Origin of the sequence: Variovorax sp. LG9.2 (assembly GCF_035018885.1) — a bacterium.
Classification (GTDB): Bacteria; Pseudomonadota; Gammaproteobacteria; order Burkholderiales; family Burkholderiaceae_C; genus Variovorax.
Genome location: NZ_JASJXB010000004.1, coordinates 206,240 through 223,503 on the forward strand (window position 1 = coordinate 206,240; position 17,264 = coordinate 223,503).

18 protein-coding genes are annotated in these 17,264 nt (G+C 62.2%); 8 read left to right on the forward strand and 10 right to left on the reverse strand.

What is annotated here, in order from left to right; translation table 11 throughout:
• Positions 1-7: 7 nt before the first annotated feature.
• Positions 8-622 (forward strand): XRE family transcriptional regulator, encoded by a 615-nt coding sequence (locus QN413_RS06200; protein ID WP_323495743.1) that lies wholly within the window; start codon positions 8-10, stop codon positions 620-622.
• Here QN413_RS06200 and QN413_RS06205 read toward each other — a convergent pair whose 3' ends face one another.
• From QN413_RS06205 to QN413_RS06220, 4 genes are all read right to left on the reverse strand, one after another.
• The gene (locus tag QN413_RS06205) at positions 623-1,507 is read right to left on the reverse strand and encodes a UDP-2,3-diacylglucosamine diphosphatase (RefSeq protein ID WP_187053126.1); all 885 of its coding nucleotides are present in this window, start codon (positions 1,505-1,507) and stop codon (positions 623-625) included. It lies immediately after the preceding gene.
• 86 nt (positions 1,508-1,593) lie between these two features.
• Positions 1,594-2,655: a Holliday junction branch migration DNA helicase RuvB gene (gene ruvB / locus QN413_RS06210; RefSeq protein WP_323495744.1), complete on the reverse strand. Its 1,062-nt coding sequence runs from the start codon at positions 2,653-2,655 to the stop codon at positions 1,594-1,596.
• A gap of 93 nt (positions 2,656-2,748) precedes the next feature.
• Positions 2,749-3,321 carry a Holliday junction branch migration protein RuvA gene (gene ruvA, locus QN413_RS06215; RefSeq protein ID WP_323495745.1) on the reverse strand — a complete coding sequence of 191 codons (573 nt, stop codon included), beginning with the start codon at positions 3,319-3,321 and terminating at the stop codon, positions 2,749-2,751.
• 36 nt (positions 3,322-3,357) lie between these two features.
• Positions 3,358-5,370 carry a serine protease gene (locus tag QN413_RS06220; RefSeq protein ID WP_323495746.1) on the reverse strand — a complete coding sequence of 671 codons (2,013 nt, stop codon included), beginning with the start codon at positions 5,368-5,370 and terminating at the stop codon, positions 3,358-3,360.
• Between the two features lie 153 nt (positions 5,371-5,523).
• Between QN413_RS06220 and QN413_RS06225 the strand changes: the two genes are divergently transcribed.
• Positions 5,524-6,474 (forward strand): PhoH family protein, encoded by a 951-nt coding sequence (locus QN413_RS06225; RefSeq protein ID WP_323495747.1) that lies wholly within the window; start codon positions 5,524-5,526, stop codon positions 6,472-6,474.
• 1 nt (position 6,475) lies between these two features.
• On the forward strand, positions 6,476-6,928 hold the full coding sequence (ybeY, locus tag QN413_RS06230) for an rRNA maturation RNase YbeY (protein WP_323495748.1): 453 nt from the start codon (positions 6,476-6,478) through the stop codon (positions 6,926-6,928).
• Between the two features lie 48 nt (positions 6,929-6,976).
• On the opposite strand, the gene QN413_RS06235 is transcribed toward ybeY, so the two are convergent.
• Positions 6,977-7,939, reverse strand: a complete 963-nt coding sequence (locus QN413_RS06235; RefSeq protein ID WP_323495749.1) for a cation diffusion facilitator family transporter — start codon at positions 7,937-7,939, stop codon at positions 6,977-6,979.
• A 122-nt stretch (positions 7,940-8,061) separates the two neighbouring features.
• On the opposite strand from QN413_RS06235, the gene QN413_RS06240 reads away from it, so the two are divergent.
• Together QN413_RS06240 and QN413_RS06245 are read left to right on the forward strand one after the other, a co-directional pair.
• Positions 8,062-8,550, forward strand: a complete 489-nt coding sequence (locus QN413_RS06240) for a FecR family protein (RefSeq protein ID WP_323495750.1) — start codon at positions 8,062-8,064, stop codon at positions 8,548-8,550.
• The gene (locus QN413_RS06245; RefSeq protein ID WP_323495751.1) at positions 8,547-9,167 is read left to right on the forward strand and encodes an OmpA family protein; all 621 of its coding nucleotides are present in this window, start codon (positions 8,547-8,549) and stop codon (positions 9,165-9,167) included. Before QN413_RS06240 ends, QN413_RS06245 begins: the two co-directional genes overlap by 4 nt.
• A gap of 36 nt (positions 9,168-9,203) precedes the next feature.
• Here the strand turns inward: QN413_RS06245 and tyrS are convergent, their stop codons facing one another.
• The gene (gene tyrS, locus QN413_RS06250; RefSeq protein ID WP_323495752.1) at positions 9,204-10,436 is read right to left on the reverse strand and encodes a tyrosine--tRNA ligase; all 1,233 of its coding nucleotides are present in this window, start codon (positions 10,434-10,436) and stop codon (positions 9,204-9,206) included.
• A gap of 161 nt (positions 10,437-10,597) precedes the next feature.
• Here tyrS and QN413_RS06255 point away from each other — a divergent pair, with 161 nt between their 5' ends.
• Together QN413_RS06255 and QN413_RS06260 are read left to right on the forward strand one after the other, a co-directional pair.
• Entirely contained in the window at positions 10,598-11,947 is a 1,350-nt protein-coding gene (locus tag QN413_RS06255) for a M23 family metallopeptidase (RefSeq protein WP_323495753.1), read from the forward strand.
• Positions 11,948-11,988: 41 nt separating this feature from the next.
• Positions 11,989-13,113: an anhydro-N-acetylmuramic acid kinase gene (locus QN413_RS06260; protein ID WP_323495821.1), complete on the forward strand. Its 1,125-nt coding sequence runs from the start codon at positions 11,989-11,991 to the stop codon at positions 13,111-13,113.
• A 141-nt stretch (positions 13,114-13,254) separates the two neighbouring features.
• Here QN413_RS06260 and mdtD read toward each other — a convergent pair whose 3' ends face one another.
• The 4 genes from mdtD to rplM form a co-directional block, all read right to left on the reverse strand.
• Complete coding sequence (mdtD, locus tag QN413_RS06265) at positions 13,255-14,733, reverse strand: multidrug transporter subunit MdtD (RefSeq protein ID WP_323495754.1); 1,479 nt, start codon at positions 14,731-14,733, stop codon at positions 13,255-13,257.
• Positions 14,734-14,805: 72 nt separating this feature from the next.
• Complete coding sequence (gene erpA / locus QN413_RS06270) at positions 14,806-15,186, reverse strand: iron-sulfur cluster insertion protein ErpA (protein WP_323495755.1); 381 nt, start codon at positions 15,184-15,186, stop codon at positions 14,806-14,808.
• Between the two features lie 142 nt (positions 15,187-15,328).
• Positions 15,329-15,721 carry a 30S ribosomal protein S9 gene (gene rpsI, locus QN413_RS06275; RefSeq protein WP_187053137.1) on the reverse strand — a complete coding sequence of 131 codons (393 nt, stop codon included), beginning with the start codon at positions 15,719-15,721 and terminating at the stop codon, positions 15,329-15,331.
• On the reverse strand, positions 15,718-16,188 hold the full coding sequence (rplM, locus tag QN413_RS06280; protein ID WP_187053138.1) for a 50S ribosomal protein L13: 471 nt from the start codon (positions 16,186-16,188) through the stop codon (positions 15,718-15,720). The genes rpsI and rplM overlap by 4 nt, the downstream gene beginning before the upstream one ends.
• 161 nt (positions 16,189-16,349) lie before the next feature.
• Between rplM and QN413_RS06285 the strand changes: the two genes are divergently transcribed.
• Complete coding sequence (locus QN413_RS06285) at positions 16,350-17,246, forward strand: 23S rRNA (adenine(2030)-N(6))-methyltransferase RlmJ (protein WP_323495756.1); 897 nt, start codon at positions 16,350-16,352, stop codon at positions 17,244-17,246.
• Positions 17,247-17,264: the final 18 nt, after the last annotated feature.

Sequence of the window (17,264 nt, forward strand, 5' to 3'; positions counted from 1 at the left end):
AAGGAAAATGCAAGCATCCGATTCTGTTGTTCTCGACAAGTCGGAGCTCGGTGGCCGGCTGCGCAGCGCCCGGCTGGCACAGCGCTTGACGCTTTCCGACCTGGCTGCGAAATCGCAGGTTTCAGTGGCCTCGATCTCGAAAGCGGAGCGCGGCTTGCTGGCGCTCAGCTACGAAAAATTCGCCGCATTGGCAGCGGCGCTGCAGCTCGACTTGTCGACGCTGTTCGGCACGCAACCGTCAGGTTTCTTGTCAGGCAGTGTCGTCGTCACGCGCAGCAAGGACGTGGTCGAGTACCACTCCGAGCGCTACCTCTACGGCATGCTCGCAACGCAGGTCACGTCGAAAAAGATGACGCCGATGATGGGCCGCATCGAGGCCAACTCGGTGTTGCGGCCGGGCCAGTTCAGCAAGCATCCGGGAGAGGAGTTCATCTTCGTGCTCGACGGTGCACTCGAGATGCACTTTGCCGACGGCCGCGTCGAAAGGCTCGAGAAGAACGACAGCATCTACTTCGACAGCGGCCTCGGCCACCTCTACGTCAACGGCGGCAAGGAAGGTGCGCAGATCCTGGTGGTGTGCTGCAACGAGCCGGGACATCCGTCGATCGACGGCAGCCGCTGATCAGGCCGCGATCGCCGGTTCCGGTGCGAGCTGCGTCCCGGCAATCGTCTGCGCGCCCGATGGCATGTGCTGTGCCCACTCGATGATTTCGAGCCGTCCATCGGCGTGCTCCGCCAGCGCGGTCAGGCTCTCCACCCAGTCGCCGTCGTTGCAGTAGAGGATGCCGTCGATGTCGCGCATCTCGGCATGGTGGATGTGCCCGCACACGACGCCCTGCACACCGCGCTTGCGCGCCTCGCGTGCGACGGCAACCTCGAAGTCACCGACGTAGCTGACCGCCCGCTTCACCTTCTGCTTCAGATACTTCGAGAGCGACCAGTACGGCAGCCCCATGCGCGCGCGCAGTGAGTTCAGGTGCCGGTTGAGCTTCAGAGTGAACTCGTAGAGCGAGTCGCCGACATGCGCAAGCCACTTCGCGCACTGGATCACGCCGTCGAACAGGTCGCCGTGCATCACCCAGAGCTTGCGGCCATCGGCCATTTCATGAATCCATTCGTCGGCGACGTCGATGCCGCCGAAGTTGTGGTTCAGATACTTGCGCGCGAACTCGTCGTGGTTGCCCGGAATGAAGATCACGCGGGTGCCCTTGCGTGCCTTGCGCAACAGCTTCTGGATCACGTCGTTGTGCGCTTGGGGCCAGTACCAGTGCCGCTTGAGTTGCCAGCCGTCGATGATGTCGCCGACGAGGAACAGCGTCTCGCACTCGGTGTGCTTCAGGAAGTCGAGCAATGCGCGTGCCTGGCAGCCGGGCGTGCCCAGATGCAGGTCGGAGATCCACAGCGTGCGAAAGCGTTGCGACGGCCGCGTTGCGTCATCGTCGTCCGGCGCCGAAGTGCCGGTTGCGTTGTCGCGCCATGCGCGGAGAAAAGCATCGTCGCGTTGCATGGATGCGTAGCGTCGCGGTGCTGCGTGACGTCCGCATGGCAACGGCAAGACGGTTCGGTGACAACGGCTCAGCAGCCGCAGGCGCGTCAGATCAGCAGATCACTGTCGCTCGATCGATGTGACGGCGGAACGACCCCGAGATGCCGATAAGCCGCCAGCGTGGCGATGCGGCCGCGCGGCGTGCGCTGCAGGTAGCCTTGCTGGATCAGGTAGGGCTCGATCACGTCTTCAATCGTGTCACGCTCTTCGCCGATGCTGGCCGCCACGTTGTCGAGCCCGACCGGACCGCCGTCGAAACGATGGATCACGGCCTCGAGCAGCTTGCGGTCCATCAGGTCCAGGCCCTGGGGATCGACGTCGAGCATCGCCAGCGCCTTGTGCGCGATGTGTTCGGTGATGCGCCCGTCGCCCTTCACTTGCGCATAGTCGCGCACCCGCCGCAACAGTCGGTTGGCGATGCGTGGCGTGCCGCGCGAACGGCGCGCGATCTCGAAGCCCCCGGCCTCGTCCATCTCGACCTTGAGCAACCCTGCACTGCGCCGCACGATGCGCGCCAGTTCTTCGGGCGTGTAGAACTCCAGCCGCGCCACGATGCCGAAGCGGTCGCGCAGCGGATTGGTCAGCATGCCAGCGCGCGTGGTTGCGCCGACCAGCGTGAAGGGCTGCAGATCGAGCTTGATGCTGCGCGCCGCCGGGCCTTCGCCGATCATGATGTCGATCTGGTAGTCCTCCAGCGCGGGGTAGAGGATCTCTTCGACGACCGGCGACAGCCGATGGATCTCGTCGATGAAGAGCACATCGTTGCGCTCCAGATTGGTCAGCAGTGCCGCCAGGTCTTTCGGCTTCTCGAGCACTGGCCCCGAGGTCTGCCGCAAGTTGACGCCGAGCTCCGCCGCGATGATGTGGCTCAGCGTGGTCTTGCCCAGGCCGGGCGGGCCGAACAGCAGCACGTGGTCGAGCGCCTCGTTGCGCATGCGCGCCGCCCCGATGAAAATTTCAAGCTGCTCGCGCACCTTCGCCTGGCCGACGTATTCGTCGAGCAGCTTGGGGCGCAAGGCGCGCTCGATCGCTTCTTCGTTCGGCGAGGCGGGCGCCGCGGACACCACGCGTTGCGGGGCCGGGGCGAAGTCGTCGGTCTGGATGGTCATGGGCGGTTGGCTGTAAGGGCAGTTTAGTCGGCCCAAGTGCGCTCTGCGCGCCCGATACTTCCGGCGACGCAAGGCGCTTCTCGCGCCTGTCGATTACCGGGCCAATGCCTTCAGCGCCAGCTTGATGCCGTCACCCACCGCCACATCCTTGGGCAGTGCCTTCAATGCCGCGGCTGCTTCTTTGTCGCTGTATCCAAGTGCCACCAGCGCCTGGAGGATGTCGCCCTGGGCGTCGTTGGCAGCATGCGCTGGCAGCGCGATGTCGGCGCCGAGTTTTCCTTTGAGTTCCAACAGCAGGCGCTCCGCTGTCTTTTTGCCAACGCCCGGAATCTTCACCAGCCGACCTGTGTCCTGCAGCGTGACGACCTGCGCCAGCTCGCTCACGCTGAGCCCCGACAGCACACCCAGCGCCATGCGCGGGCCAACGCCTGAGATTTTGATCAACTGCCTAAACGCCATGCGCTCCTCGGCTGTGCCGAAGCCGTACAGGATCTGCGCGTCTTCACGGACCACGAAGTGCGTGAGCAGCGACACCCGCTCCCCCGTCGGCGGCAGGTTGTAGAAGGTGCTCATCGGCACGTCGACCTCGTAGCCGACGCCGTTGCAGTCCACCACCACCTGCGGCGGGTTGCGTTCGGCAAGAGTTCCTGTGAGCTTACCGATCATTTGATAGCCAGATTTGGGCCCGGGTGTGCGATTTGACTAGGGTCCAGTCCAAGCGTAATAGCCGACGCCCTCGAATGAATATTGCGGATACCGCTGCAATATGGTGTCGCGCTCTGTTGCATTGATTGTGTAGAAGTGAGTGCCGTTTTGCGTGTTGAAGAATCGGTACATCGCACTGGTCTGTTTGCCAGAAGCGATGTTGGCATACCAACTTGGCCCTTCAAAAGAAAGCCACGGAATGGTGGCCTTGATGTTGTCTCGCTCGGAAGAGTTGATCGTATAGAAGTGCTCACCAGTGTGTGCGTCGTAGAAACGGAAGACCGTGTCGCTGGCGGTACCGGCTGCCCCATAGGCATAAAACGCGATTCCGTCATAGCTGTAGTCCAGGGAGTGCTGGATAGCATTGTCACGCTCCGCGGGATCAGCCGTATAGAAATGGCTCTGCGCTCGGCGGTTGTAGAGGCGATAGATCGGGACACGCACGGTGCCCGACGTTGCGCCGAGCCATTGCGACAACCCCGCTTGATACGCTTTGTCGAATCGACCGTAGTAATCATTCCCCAAGGGGTTCTGGCAGGATCCGTAACCACCAAAAAGCTGTCCGACCAGATAGTCCTTTGTGTTGAGCTTAACAAAGAGTCCAGAGCCGCTACTTCCTCCCTCGGTCGCGCCCTGCGTCCACCGGACCCGCAGGAATTGGGCACTCGAAGCCGACGATGAGGCGCATGTTCCGCCAGTGCATTTGCCCGTGCCCAGGTAATCGCCAAGGGTGTATTTCTGCAAATCGCCTTTGGGGTGACTGACCCCATACACGTCGTCGTAGTAGCCGAGCGGGAAGGCGCTCGATCCTGCATAAACAGTGCCGGCCGGTGGCGTCGTATTGAGTCGCATGAAAGAGGTGTCTGTATCAGCGCTGCTGTACAGCAACGTGGCGCCCGAGACCATGGCTGCGAGCTTGGGGTCCACCTGCGTGCTATTGCACGAAGCAGATTTGTAGAACCACAGTGTGTACAACGTGGATGCCACCGTTTGGTTCGAAATGCAGTGATTGGCGCTGAGAAAATACGGTGTCCCCGAAGACGACCGGTCATTCAGCAGGGTGCCAGTGCAAACATAGTCGTCCCCGCTGTCGACGAAGTCCATCAGCGCGACCGACTTGCTCAATTCGTTGTAAGTCGACGAGCAAGACACGTCCATCGTGCAAGAACTCGCCTCTCCAACTTTTGCGATGGAGTCGAGTTTCCGGATGTCCGCGAGCACATGCGACAGCGATGGCACCGAAATTTGGACCGCGTCTGTCGGCGCTCCCGGTGGCACTTCAACCTCGATTGTGATGGCCTCGCCGCCCATATTGGGCGACCAATAGGTGTGCGCGGCATCGCTCGAATCCCCAGCATCTACGTTTTGTTGAATCGTCGTCAGAATTTCCTGGCCAGGAATTTCGTAGATTTTGCCGGCACTGTCGGCATAAAAGCGAACAGTGGCTCCGAGAGGAAAGCCCTTGATCAGCAGTCCCAACCGCACTCCTTTTGCATCTGGAGAGACGAAGCGCATTGCCGAGACCTTGTCGCCATTCGGTAGCGTGGTCCAACCCATCAACGCCGAGACCTGCAGTTGACTCGCCGTGTCAGAAATAGGCCGAGCCACGCCAATTTTTGTCGGCAGGCCTACAAGCGCAAGCGCTGACTTCTGGATTGTCGGAGCTTGAACAGTGAGCGCACCTAGGCTGATTTGTGCCGGAGTGGGCGCCATACCGGCCGCCCTCGTCTTGAACCGTTCAACTTCATGGCTCCCGCCAACGCTTATCTTGGCCTCGATGAGAATCGGGTCCTTGGAAGGTTCCGCGGGCTGCACGACGGCCTGTGCCGGGACGGCCGCTTTGCTTGAAGTCTGGTCTGCGGCTACGGGCAACACAACGGTACTGCCACCACTTGAGCCGCCAGAACCGCCGCATCCGGCGACAGAAATCAATAGCGCACATGCAAGCGCGCCCAATAGACGAATAGCTTTAATTTTTCTCTCCCTTTGACCACCTTGACCGCTCTGCATTCTGGCGCCAACCGATAGATTGCGCCCTGGTTTGGTCTGCCACAAAAGTCGTGCGCCACCGACTACGTCACAGTCGATTCATTTGATTTGGCCGCGTGTACCGCGTCAGCCACGCCTATGATTCACAGCCCAATCTTCCAGCCTGGTCACGCCTTGCTCCTTCGACACACCTTCGCCCCTCACAACAACACCCGCCTCGGCCACCTGTGCGGCCCGCTCGATGCCCATTTGCGCCGCATCGAAGAGGCGCTCGACGTGAAAATCGCGCACCGGCACGAGCAGTTCAAGATAGACGGCCCCAAGGTCAACGCGCAACGTGCAATGGATGTGCTGCAGGCCTTGTACGAGATCGCGCAACGATCGATCGATGCGGCGGTGGTGCAGCTCACGCTGGCAGGCGACAGTTCGATGGACGAAGCCGACGACGAAGGGATGACGCTGGTCACGCGCCGCGCCGACTTGCGTGCTCGCACGCCGACGCAAAGCCTTTACCTCGAAAACATCGCCAACCACGACATCACTTTCGGCATCGGGCCGGCCGGCACCGGCAAGACCTATCTGGCGGTGGCCTGCGCGGTCGATGCGCTGGAGCGCAGCAGCGTGCAGCGCATCGTGCTGACCCGCCCCGCCGTCGAGGCCGGCGAGCGGCTAGGCTTCCTGCCGGGCAATCTGAGCGAAAAAGTCGACCCGTACCTGCGTCCGCTGTACGACGCGCTTCACGACCTGATGGGCTTCGACAAAGTGCAGAAAGCCTTCGAGCGCAACGCGCTGGAGATCGCACCGCTCGCCTTCATGCGCGGCCGGACGCTCAACAACGCCTTCATCATCCTCGACGAGGCGCAGAACACGACGCCCGAGCAAATGAAGATGTTCCTCACGCGGATCGGCTTCGGCGCCAAGGCTGTGGTGACCGGCGACGTGAGCCAGATCGATTTGCCCAAGACGCAGCTGAGCGGACTCGTCGACGCCGAGCGCGTCATGAAACGGGTCAAGGGCATCGCGGTAACGCACTTCACCAGTGCCGACGTCGTGCGGCACCCCCTCGTGGCGCGCATCGTCGATGCCTACGACAGCCAGCGCAAACGCGCGACGCCCACGCGCTGACATGGCGCTCGCTGCCCTCTCACTCTCGTTGCAGTTCGTGCCGTTCAAAGGCGTCGAACGCCATCGCGCGGCGTTACCCCGGCACAGCGTGACGCGCTGGATTCGCCACGCGCTCGATGTCGACGGCGAGCTCACGGTGCGCATCGTCGATGTCGAAGAAGGTCAACGACTGAACCGCGAGTTTCGCGGCAAGGACTACGCCACCAACGTGCTCACCTTCGACTATGCGCAAGAGCCGATGGTGATGGCCGACCTGGTGCTGTGTGCGCCGGTGGTCGCGCGCGAGGCGAAAGAGCAGCGCAAAACGCTGGCTGCGCACTACGCCCATCTGCTGGTCCATGGCACGTTGCACGCACAGGGCTGGGACCATGAAACCGGCGAGGCCGATGCCGAAGAGATGGAAGCGCGCGAGATCGAAATCCTCGCCGGGCTGGGCATTCGCAACCCGTACTAGCGCCTTCTCAGCAGGCCAGCGCGGGCGTCATGCGCCGTCGAGCACCCGTCACGCACCCGGCGCCATCTGAACGGCGCGCGCTTCCATGTTGAGTGGCAGCAGCTGGATGGTCACCCGAAGACCCGGCACGTTGTCCATCAGCGCCTGCTCGAGTTCATCACGCAGAGTGGCCGCACGTTGCAACGGCCAGTCGCCCGGCACATGCATGTGCAGGTCGGCGAAGAGCCGTTGCCCCGCGCGCCGGGTCGCGATGTCGTCGAAGCGGATCGGCCCGGCCTTGACCGCACCAGCGCCACCACCGGCGCGCTCCAGAAAACCGTCGAGCGTGGCTTGCACCGCAGCCATGGATTCGGCCGGCATGGCCTCGTCCATCAGCCCTTGCGAGGAGCGCCAAACGAGTTTGCCGCCTTCGAAAATGATGTTGAGCGCCACGCCGATGCCCAGCAGCGGATCGAGCCACAACCAGCCGGTGAAATGCACGGCGACGATGCCGACGACGACTGCGACCGAAGTCCACACATCGGTGACGAGGTGCCGCCCATCAGCTTCCAGCGCGATCGAACGGTGCTCTCGTGCCGCCCTGAAGAGCGCCCACGCCAATGCGCCGTTGAAGCCTGTGCTGACGATGGACAGCGCCAGCCCCCAGCCCAGCTGCTCGATCGGTCGCGGCGCCATCAAGCGCTCGATCGAGACCCACATGATCGCCAGCGCTGCGCCGATGATGAGGATGCCTTCGAAGCCAGACGCGAAGTACTCGGCCTTGTGATGGCCGTAGGGATGGTCTTCATCGGCCGGCCGCGCGGCAATGGTCACCATCGCGAGAGCGAACATCGCGCTCGCGAGATTGACGAACGACTCCATCGCGTCGGAAATAAGCCCCATCGAATGCGTGATGTAGCCTGCCATTCCCTTCAGCACGATGGTGACGAGCGCCACCGCGATCGACAGGCGCAACAACACCTTTGGGGTCAGTAGACTTTGTATCGAAGAAGAGAAAGAGGAAGAAGGCAAAAGAGGCACCGAGCTTCAGCAATGCCGACGGGAGGTCAGCGGGGCGCAGGAATTATGGACGGCTCATGCGCGGAGCACGTCGCGTACCATCGGGCGCTCACCTTGATTCAGAAGAGGCCCGGATGAGATTCAGACCCTGGACGCGGCTGAGCGCCCTGCTGCTTGTGGCGGCCATCGCGTCGATCGCTTCGATCGCGCCGGCGGCAGCACAAGCCACCCCACCGCCAGAACGGGCTGGTTTCGTCAAAAGCGTGCGCGGCGACGTGCAACTGCTCAGCGCCACCGGCGTGATGCGTACCGCACATGCCGGCGACGAGGTTGCTCCCATCGAACGTATCGTGACTGGCACGGACTCGGCCGCGAGCCTGGTGCTGCGCGATGGCACCGTGCTCGTGCTCGGCCCTTCGTCGCGACTCGACATGAAGGAGTTCAGCTTCGATCCGACCGCCCAGGACGGCGGCCTGTTGATCTCGCTGCTGCGTGGCTCGCTGCGCATGATTTCCGGCCTGATCGGAAAGGCCCATCCGGACGCGGTTCGTATCGAGACACAGACCGCGACGATCGGCATTCGCGGCACCGATTTCATCGTTCAGGCGGATCCGCAACCATGAACATGCCACGCTGCGTCATCTGGTTTTCGCTCTGCTTTTCGCTCCTGTCAGCCGCGCTGCTCGCGGGCTGCTCGACGCCTGCCACGCGCGTCGTGTTGCTGCCGCAACCGGACGGGCGGCCCTCCGCAGTGGTGGTCAGAAGTAACGGCGGCGAAATCACGCTGGACAAGCCTTACCAGCGCGCCACCGTGAAAGCAGGCCGCACCGGCGCGCCTTCGCTCGACCACACCGATGCAGCACGGGTCCGCACCGACAACACCATGCTGTTCGACCTCGTTCCGCCCGCACCCCAGCGCTACGCGGTGTACTTCGACGCAGGCAACACGTCGCTGATGCCCGAATCTCAACGCGAGATGACCACCGCGTTGATGGTGGCAATGGCACGCGCCGGCAGCGATATCGTGATCACCGGCTACACCGACACGGTTGGGGCAGTCGTGTCTAACGACGAGTTGTCGATGCGCCGGGCGCAGCAAGTGCGTCAGATGTTCATCGACAGGCAGTTTCCGGCGGCACGGATCGAAGCGGTCGGCCGCGGCGAACGCGAACTCGCGGTACCGACCGCCGACGATTCGCCGGAGCCGCGAAATCGACGGGTGACGATCGAAGTGCGCTGAACGGCGGGCGGGGCTCGAACCCGGCGCAGCCTTTGCTCAGCGCAAGGTCAAGCGAACGAACTTGCGCTTCCCGACCTGCACCACATAACTGCCCGCTGGCAGTTTCAGCGCCTTGTCGTTGACGACGACCGAGTCGAGACGAACACCACCGCCTTCGATCAGGCGGTTGCCCTCTGAGGTCGACGGCGCCAGCCCGGCCTGCTTCAGCAGTTGGGCGATGCCGAGCGGCGCGCCTTCCAGCGTCAGTTCAGGAATGTCGTCGGGCACGCCGCCATTGCTGCGATTGACGAAATCCTGCTCCGCCGCGTCGGCTGCCGCGGCACTGTGAAAGCGCGCGGTGATTTCCTTGGCGAGCGCGACCTTGGCATCTTTCGGGTTGCGCCCGCCTTCGACCTCGGCCTTCAACGCCGCGATCTCGGCGAGCGATTTGAAGCTCAGCAAGGTGTACCAGCGCCACATCAGCACGTCGGAAATCGATAGCACCTTGGCAAACATGGTGTTTGGCGCTTCGCTGATGCCGATGTAATTGTTCTTGCTCTTCGACATCTTTTCGACGCCATCGAGCCCTTCGAGCAAAGGCATAGTGAGTATGCACTGCGGCTCTTGGCCATACTCCTGTTGAAGGTGACGCCCGACCAAGAGGTTAAACTTTTGGTCGGTGCCGCCGAGCTCGAGGTCCGACTTGAGCGCCACGGAGTCGTAGCCCTGCATCAACGGATACAGGAACTCGTGCACAGAGATCGACTGGCCCGCCTTGAATCGCTTGCTGAAATCGTCGCGCTCCATCATCCGGGCGACGGTGTATTTGGCCGCCAGCTGGATCATCCCGCGCGCGCCCAACGGGTCGCTCCACTCAGAGTTGTATCGAACCTCGGTTCTGGACGGATCGAGCACCAGGCTGGCCTGACGGTAGTACGTCTGCGCGTTCGCCTCGATTTGTTCGCGCGTGAGCGGCGGCCGGGTCGTGTTGCGTCCGGACGGGTCGCCGATCGTCGTCGTGAAGTCGCCAATCAAAAAAATGACGGTGTGGCCCAGATCCTGCAGCTGCCGCAGCTTGTTCAGCACCACCGTATGACCGATATGAATGTCCGGAGCCGTCGGATCGAGGCCGAGCTTGATGCGCAGCGTCTGGCCGGTGGCCTCGGCGCGCTGAAGCTTTTTGATCCACTCATCCTGGGGCAGCAATTCTTCAGCCCCACGCAGCGAGATTTCGAGAGCTCTTCCTACGCCATCGGAGAGGACTTGGGATGTAACAGAACCGGCATTCATTGGGCTTTTGTGGCTGATTTGGGTATTGCCGAAGCTATACTGAGCCCGACTTTGCAAGCGCCGGATTCTAAGCGGCGCTTTTTTCCGCGCCGTGTTGCCGCCTCCGTCTTGAGGCCTTCTGCTTCACGGATTCGCTGAAACCTGATCTGGATTTTTGAGCTTTGATTGACAGATTTCTTGCCGCCGAGGAGCTGTTTGCTTCCCGTGTGGCCTACACATTCCGGACGTACCCAAGGCAGATCACCGCAGTGATTGCAGCGGTCTTGATGTCCGCAGGCGGTGGTGCATTCGCGGTTGCTTCGCTTGGCCCCGACGCGGCCAAGATTCCGGTAAAGCAGGTGCTTGAAACGGTGACGCCGCTTGCTGTTTCAACACAGACCGAGGCGCTAGACGCTTTCAGCTTCACACTGTTCCGCAGCGAAACCACGCGCTCGAGCGACACCGCTGAAGCGCTGCTCGGGCGCCTTGGCGTAAGCGATCCGGCCGCATCGGCGTACATCCGCGGCAACGCCGAGGCGCGCTCCGCGCTGTTGAGCCGGGCCGGCCGTACTGTCACTGCCGAAGTCACGCACGAAGATCGGCTCAAGAAGCTGAGTGCACGCTGGATTCCTGACGGCGACGGCTTCAAGCGCCTCGTCGTCGAAAGCGCGGGCGTCGGCTTCATCCTGCGTTCCGAAGCCGACACACTGACCGCCGGTACACGCCTGGCGAGCGGCGTGGTCCGGACGTCGCTCTTTGCGGCAACCGACGATGCCAACATTCCCGATGCTGTCGCGAGCCAGTTGGCCGACGTCTTCGCGGGCGATGTCGACTTCCGTCAATTGCGCAAGGGCGATCGATTCGCTGTCGTCTACGAAACCTTCGAAGCCGACGGCCAGTCGATGCGCAGCGGCCGTATTTTGGCGGCGGAGTTCGAAAGCGGCGGCAACATCCACCAGGCGCTGTGGTTCCAGGAGCCGGGCCGCAAGGGTGGCTACTTCAGGCCGAACGGCGACAGCTTGCGTCACGCGTTCCTGAGTTCGCCGGTCGAGTTTTCGCGCATCTCTAGCGGTTTCGCGATGCGGATGCACCCGATTTTGAACACCTGGCGTCAACATAACGGCATTGACTTCGCGGCACCTTCGGGCACGGCGGTTCGAGCCGTCGGCGATGGCGTTGTCGAATTCGCTGGGCAGCAAAGTGGCTACGGCAACATCATCATCGTCAAGCACCGAAACGACCTGAGCACCGTGTATGCGCATCTGAGCCGCATGGACGTCAAGGTCGGGCAGAGCGTGGCCCAAAGCCAGTTCATCGGTGCTGTCGGCAGTACGGGCTGGGCGACCGGCCCGCATCTGCACTTCGAGTACCGAGTGAACGGTGAGTACACCGATCCGGCGGTCATCGCCAAACAGGACGGCGACATGACGCCGATCGCGGCAGCATCGCGTCCCGCGTTCGAGAAATTGGCGGTCGCAACGCGCACCGAATTGGCAGCCGCGTTCTCTGTGGTCCAGGCCAGCGCCGACTGACCGACCGCACCATCGAACACAACAAAATGGCCGATCTGCAGATGGCCAACCTGTTCATCGGCTTGATGTCGGGAACTTCACTCGACGGCGTCGACGGCGTCATCGCCGATTTCTCGGCCGGCGGCATTACGGTCAAGGCGCACGCCACGGCGCCTTTCTCGGTCGGACTGCGCACCGAATTGCTGGCGCTGAACACACCCGATGGCGTCAACGAGCTGCATCGTGCGGCGCTCGCGGGCAACGCGCTGGCGCGGGTGTACGCAGCGGTCACGCAGGATTTGCTCGACCAGGCCAACGTAGGTGCCGAAGCCATCGCCGCCATCGGGGCCCATGGCCAGACGGTGCGCCATCGGCCAGGCGAATTCGACGATATTGGCTACACGCTTCAGCTCAACAACCCCGCGCTGCTCGCCGAACTGACCGGCATCGACGTCGTTGCTGAATTCAGGACCCGCGATGTCGCAGCCGGCGGTCAGGGCGCACCGCTGGTGCCAGCGTTCCATCGCGCGCTGTTCGCGCTAGAAAACGACGCCGTTGCTGTTCTGAATCTCGGTGGTATTTCCAACCTCAGTTTGCTGCCTGCCACATCGGGCGAAGCGATCACCGTGCTCGGCTTCGATTGCGGCCCCGGCAATGCGCTGCTGGACCACTGGTGTCAAACCCACCTGGGCCAGCCATATGACGCTGGCGGCGCTTGGGCTGCCAGCGGGCGAGTGCTACCCGACTTGCTCGAGCGGCTGCTGCGCGATGCTTACTTTGCCAAGGCGCCTCCGAAAAGCACCGGGCGCGACCGATTCAATCCCACCTGGCTCGCCGCGCAGTTGCAGCACGCCAGCAGCGCTGATGCCGCGGATGTGCAGGCAACGCTTGCCGAGCTGACTGCCAGTTGCTGTGCCGCGGGCGTAATCCGCTACGGCACCGACAGCAAGACCTTGATCGTGTGCGGCGGCGGAGCGCTGAACGACCACCTGCTCGCCCGGTTGCGCGCACTGCTCCCCGGTGTCGAGCTGAAGTCGTCGGCTGAACGGGGACTGCCACCACAACAGGTCGAAGCGGCAGCATTTGCGTGGCTGGCCCGTTGTACGGTGCGCCGAGAGACGGGCAACCTTGCCAGCGTGACCGGCGCCAAGGGCGCGCGGGTGCTGGGCGCCATCTACCCTGCTTGACTGGAGGCCTGCCTGGCCTGGACTTGCTGGTGGACCCAAGGGGCGGCGTGGCGGGTAGCTTGTGCTGGTTGCTGGTTGCTGGTTGCTGGTTGCTGGTTGCTGGCCGCTGGTCGCTGGCCGCTGGTCGCAGCAGTCGGCGCTTCAGCCTTGGCCGGACACCTCGGGCTGTGCCGGTCGAATGGCCCTGGCTTCCGCGGGCAGATGCCAAAAGATCAGCGTCGATGCCAGCGTGATCAATCCCATGCTAGCGAACGTCGCCTGAAAAGCATGCAGCGTTTCGATCGACGTGATCGGCGCAGTGCCACCGAAGATGCCGGTGTAGCCCGCCAGCACCGCGCTTGCAGCGGCCACGCCGAGGCTCATGGCCAGCATCTGCACCATCGACAGCAGGCTGTTACCGGTGCTCGCCATGCTACCGTCGAGATCTTTCAAGGTGATCGTGTTCATGGCGGTGAACTGCAATGAATTGACCGCACCAAAAGCCAAGAGCTGCAAGATGTTCAGCACGATCGGCTGGCCCGGCGCGGCAAGCCCGAAGGACGCCATCGTCACGCCGACCAGCGCCGTGTTGACGACCAGCACCTTTCGGTAGCCATAGCGCGTGATGAGCAGCGTGGTGAAGCGCTTCATCGCCATGCCTGCCAGCGCGATCGGCAACATCATCAACCCCGCCTGCAGTGGCGAATAGCCCATCGACACCTGCAGCAGCAACGGCACCAGAAAGGGCATGCAGCCGCTGCCTAGGCGCGAAAACAGATTGCCGATCAAGCCAATGCTAAGTGTCTGGACCTTGAATAGCGACGGCGCAAAGAGCGGATCGGCGCGCCGGCTAGCGTGCAGCCAGTAAGCGACGATGCTGGCGAAACCGAAGATCAACAACATCAGCACGCCGACTTGCCGCATGCCGGCACCCGAGACGCCGTCGAGCGCCAGCGAAATCGCGACCATGCCAAAGGCGAGCATCGCGTAGCCTGCCCCGTCGAAGCGATGCCGTACGGCGCCGCGCAGATCGGGCATGAGCCTGAGCGTTGCAATGCAGCCGACCAGACCCACGGGTACGTTGATCAAGAAGATCCAGTGCCACGACGCGTACTGCACCAGCCAGCCGCCCAGCGTTGGGCCGAGCAACGGTCCGATGAGCCCCGGAATCGCGACGAAGCTCATCGCCTGCAAAAACTCGGCGCGCGGCACCGTACGCAGCAGCGACAACCGTCCTACCGGCAGCAGCAAGGCGCCTCCGAGCCCCTGCAGCACCCGTGACGCGACGAGTTGACCGATGCCATGCGATGCGGCGCAAAGCACCGACCCGAGCACGAACAACAAGATGGCGGAGAAGAAGACGCGGCGCGTACCAAAACGGTCGGCGATCCAGCCCGAGGCTGGGATCAGCATCGCCATCGTGAGCGCATAGGCCACCACGACCGACTGCATCCGCAACGGGCTTTCGCCCAGGCTCGCCGCCATGGCGGGCAATGCGGTGTTGATGATGGTCGCGTCAAGCGTCTGCATGAAAAAGCCGATGGCGACGAGCCAGAGCAGACTTTTGCGATAGCCCGGTGCTGGCGCCGAAGGGGGCACCGGAGAAATGGGCGTTGAATTAGATCCGACAGGAAGCGTCATCGCAAAAACTCAGGCAACAAAAAGCCGCCCTTAGGCGGCTGTTCAAACAAACGCGAAGAACTTCTGCAAATCTCAGGCTGAGAAGCTGGAGCCGCAGCCGCAAGTGCTGGTCGCGTTCGGGTTCTTGATGACGAACTGGGCGCCCTGCAAATCTTCCTTGTAGTCGATCTCAGCGCCCACCAGATACTGGTAGCTCATGGCGTCGATTAGCAGCGAGACGCCGTTCTTGGTCATCGTGGTGTCGTCCTCGTTGGTGATCTCGTCGAACGTAAAACCATACGAGAAACCAGAACATCCGCCACCCTGCACGAAGACACGCAGCTTGAGTTCAGGGTTGCCTTCTTCGGCGATCAAGTCAGCCACCTTCGCGGCGGCGCTGTCAGTAAACAAAATCGGTTCCGGCATATTCGGAACAGGCATTTCAGAAACGATATTTTCGGCAACGGCGCTCATGTGAGTACTCCTGTAAGTGCGGCCAAACGTGCGAGCACGTGCAGCCAATGAAGGCAATGCTACTGCAACAAACAAAAAACCGCCCGAAGGCGGCGTTTTGACTGCGAGGGCAGTAAGCCCAAACAGCAGCTCCAAAAGCGAATTAACGCTTCGAGAATTGCTTCCGGCGGCGAGCAGAGTGCAAGCCGACCTTCTTCCGCTCGACTTCGCGCGCATCGCGCGTCACGAAGCCAGCCTGGCTCAACACCGGCTTGAGCGTCGCGTCGTAGTCGATCAACGCACGGGTGATGCCGTGGCGCGCCGCGCCGGCCTGGCCCGATTCGCCGCCGCCATTCACGTTGATCATGATGTCGAAAGCTTCGACGTTGTTCGTCAGGAACAGCGGCTGCTTCGCGATCATGATGGATGTTTCGCGACCAAAGTAGGCCTGAATGTCCTTGCCATTGATCGTGATCTTGCCGGTACCCTTTTTCATGAACACACGGGCGACGCTCGATTTGCGACGGCCGGTGCCATTGTTCCATTCACCGATCATTTGGCGGCCTCACGTTGGGCGTTGGTGGACAAGCCTGCAATTTCCAGCACTTTGGGCTGTTGCGCGGTATGCGGGTGCTCTGCGCCACCGTAGACCTTGAGCTTCTTGATCATGGCGTAGCCGAGGGGCCCCTTGGGCAGCATGCCCTTGACGGCCTTTTCCAGCGCGCGGCCGGGATGCTTGGCTTGCATGTCGCGGAAGTTGGTAGCCGAAATACCGCCCGGGTAGCCCGAGTGACGGTAGTAGATCTTGTCGATCGGCTTGGCACCGGTGACACGAAGCTGGGCTGCGTTGATGATGACGATGAAGTCACCGGTATCGACGTGAGGCGTGTAAATGGCCTTGTGTTTGCCGCGCAAACGGAGAGCAACTTCGCTGGCTACTCGTCCGAGGACCTTGTCGGTCGCGTCAACCACAAACCACTCGTGCACCACGTCAGCGGGTTTGGCGCTGAAAGTTTTGGTCATGAGATTCTCTTTAAAAGAGGGTTTGGCGGGCCCTTTTCCACGGTCGGCGTTCCTCTGACGGGAATCTCTTAGGTGGGGTTCACGCTTCGCCGCGGGGCCACAAAAGCGCTGCGAAGCCTTCTATTATATAAAGATTCGGCGCTGGCGGGTACCATCGACCCATGTTCAGTTACCGCCACGCCTTCCACGCCGGCAACCACGCCGACGTGCTCAAGCACACGGTGTTGATCGCCACGCTCACTCATTTGCTCGAAAAAGACGCGGCGCTGACCGTGGTGGACACGCATGCCGGCGCCGGCTTGTACCGTCTGGATGGCGACTACGCCGACACCAGCGGGGAGGCGGCGGAAGGTCTGTTGCGACTGATGGCAGCCAAGCCGAAAGACGGCGCGCCCCTCGCGGACGCCATCGCCCGCTACCTCGGCGTCATCGCCGACTTCAACCCGAAAGGCGGCGCCAAGATCTATCCTGGCTCGCCTTTCATCATCCAGCATCTGTTGCGGGACCATGACCGGTTGAAACTATACGAGTTGCATCCCACCGATGCCAAAACCCTCGACGCCAACATCGCGCAACTCGACGCAGGTCGGCAGATTGCCGTCCTGCGCGAAGACGGTTTCTTGAGCGCCAGCAAATTCTTGCCCCCACCATCGCGTCGCGCATTGGTGCTGATGGACCCAAGCTACGAGATCAAAAGCGACTACGGCCGCGTGCTCGAGTTCGCGGCCGAAGCGCTCAAGCGATTCGCCACCGGCACCTACGCCGTCTGGTATCCGATCATTCCGAGGCCTGAAGCGCACGATTTGCCGCGCCGCCTCAAGACGATGGCGACCAAGGCCGGTAAGTCGTGGTTGCACGCGACGCTCACCGTAAAGTCCAGCAAGCTGACATCTACGCCCACTGGCGAGACTAAGCGACCCGGCCTGCCAGCCAGCGGCATGTTTTTGATCAATCCGCCGTTTACCTTGAAACCGCAATTGGCCGCGGCGTTGCCTCAGTTGGTAGAGCTTCTGGCGCAAGACCGCCATGCGGCGTTTTCGCTCGACAGCGGCGGCTGAGTTTCGGCGCCTCTGCGA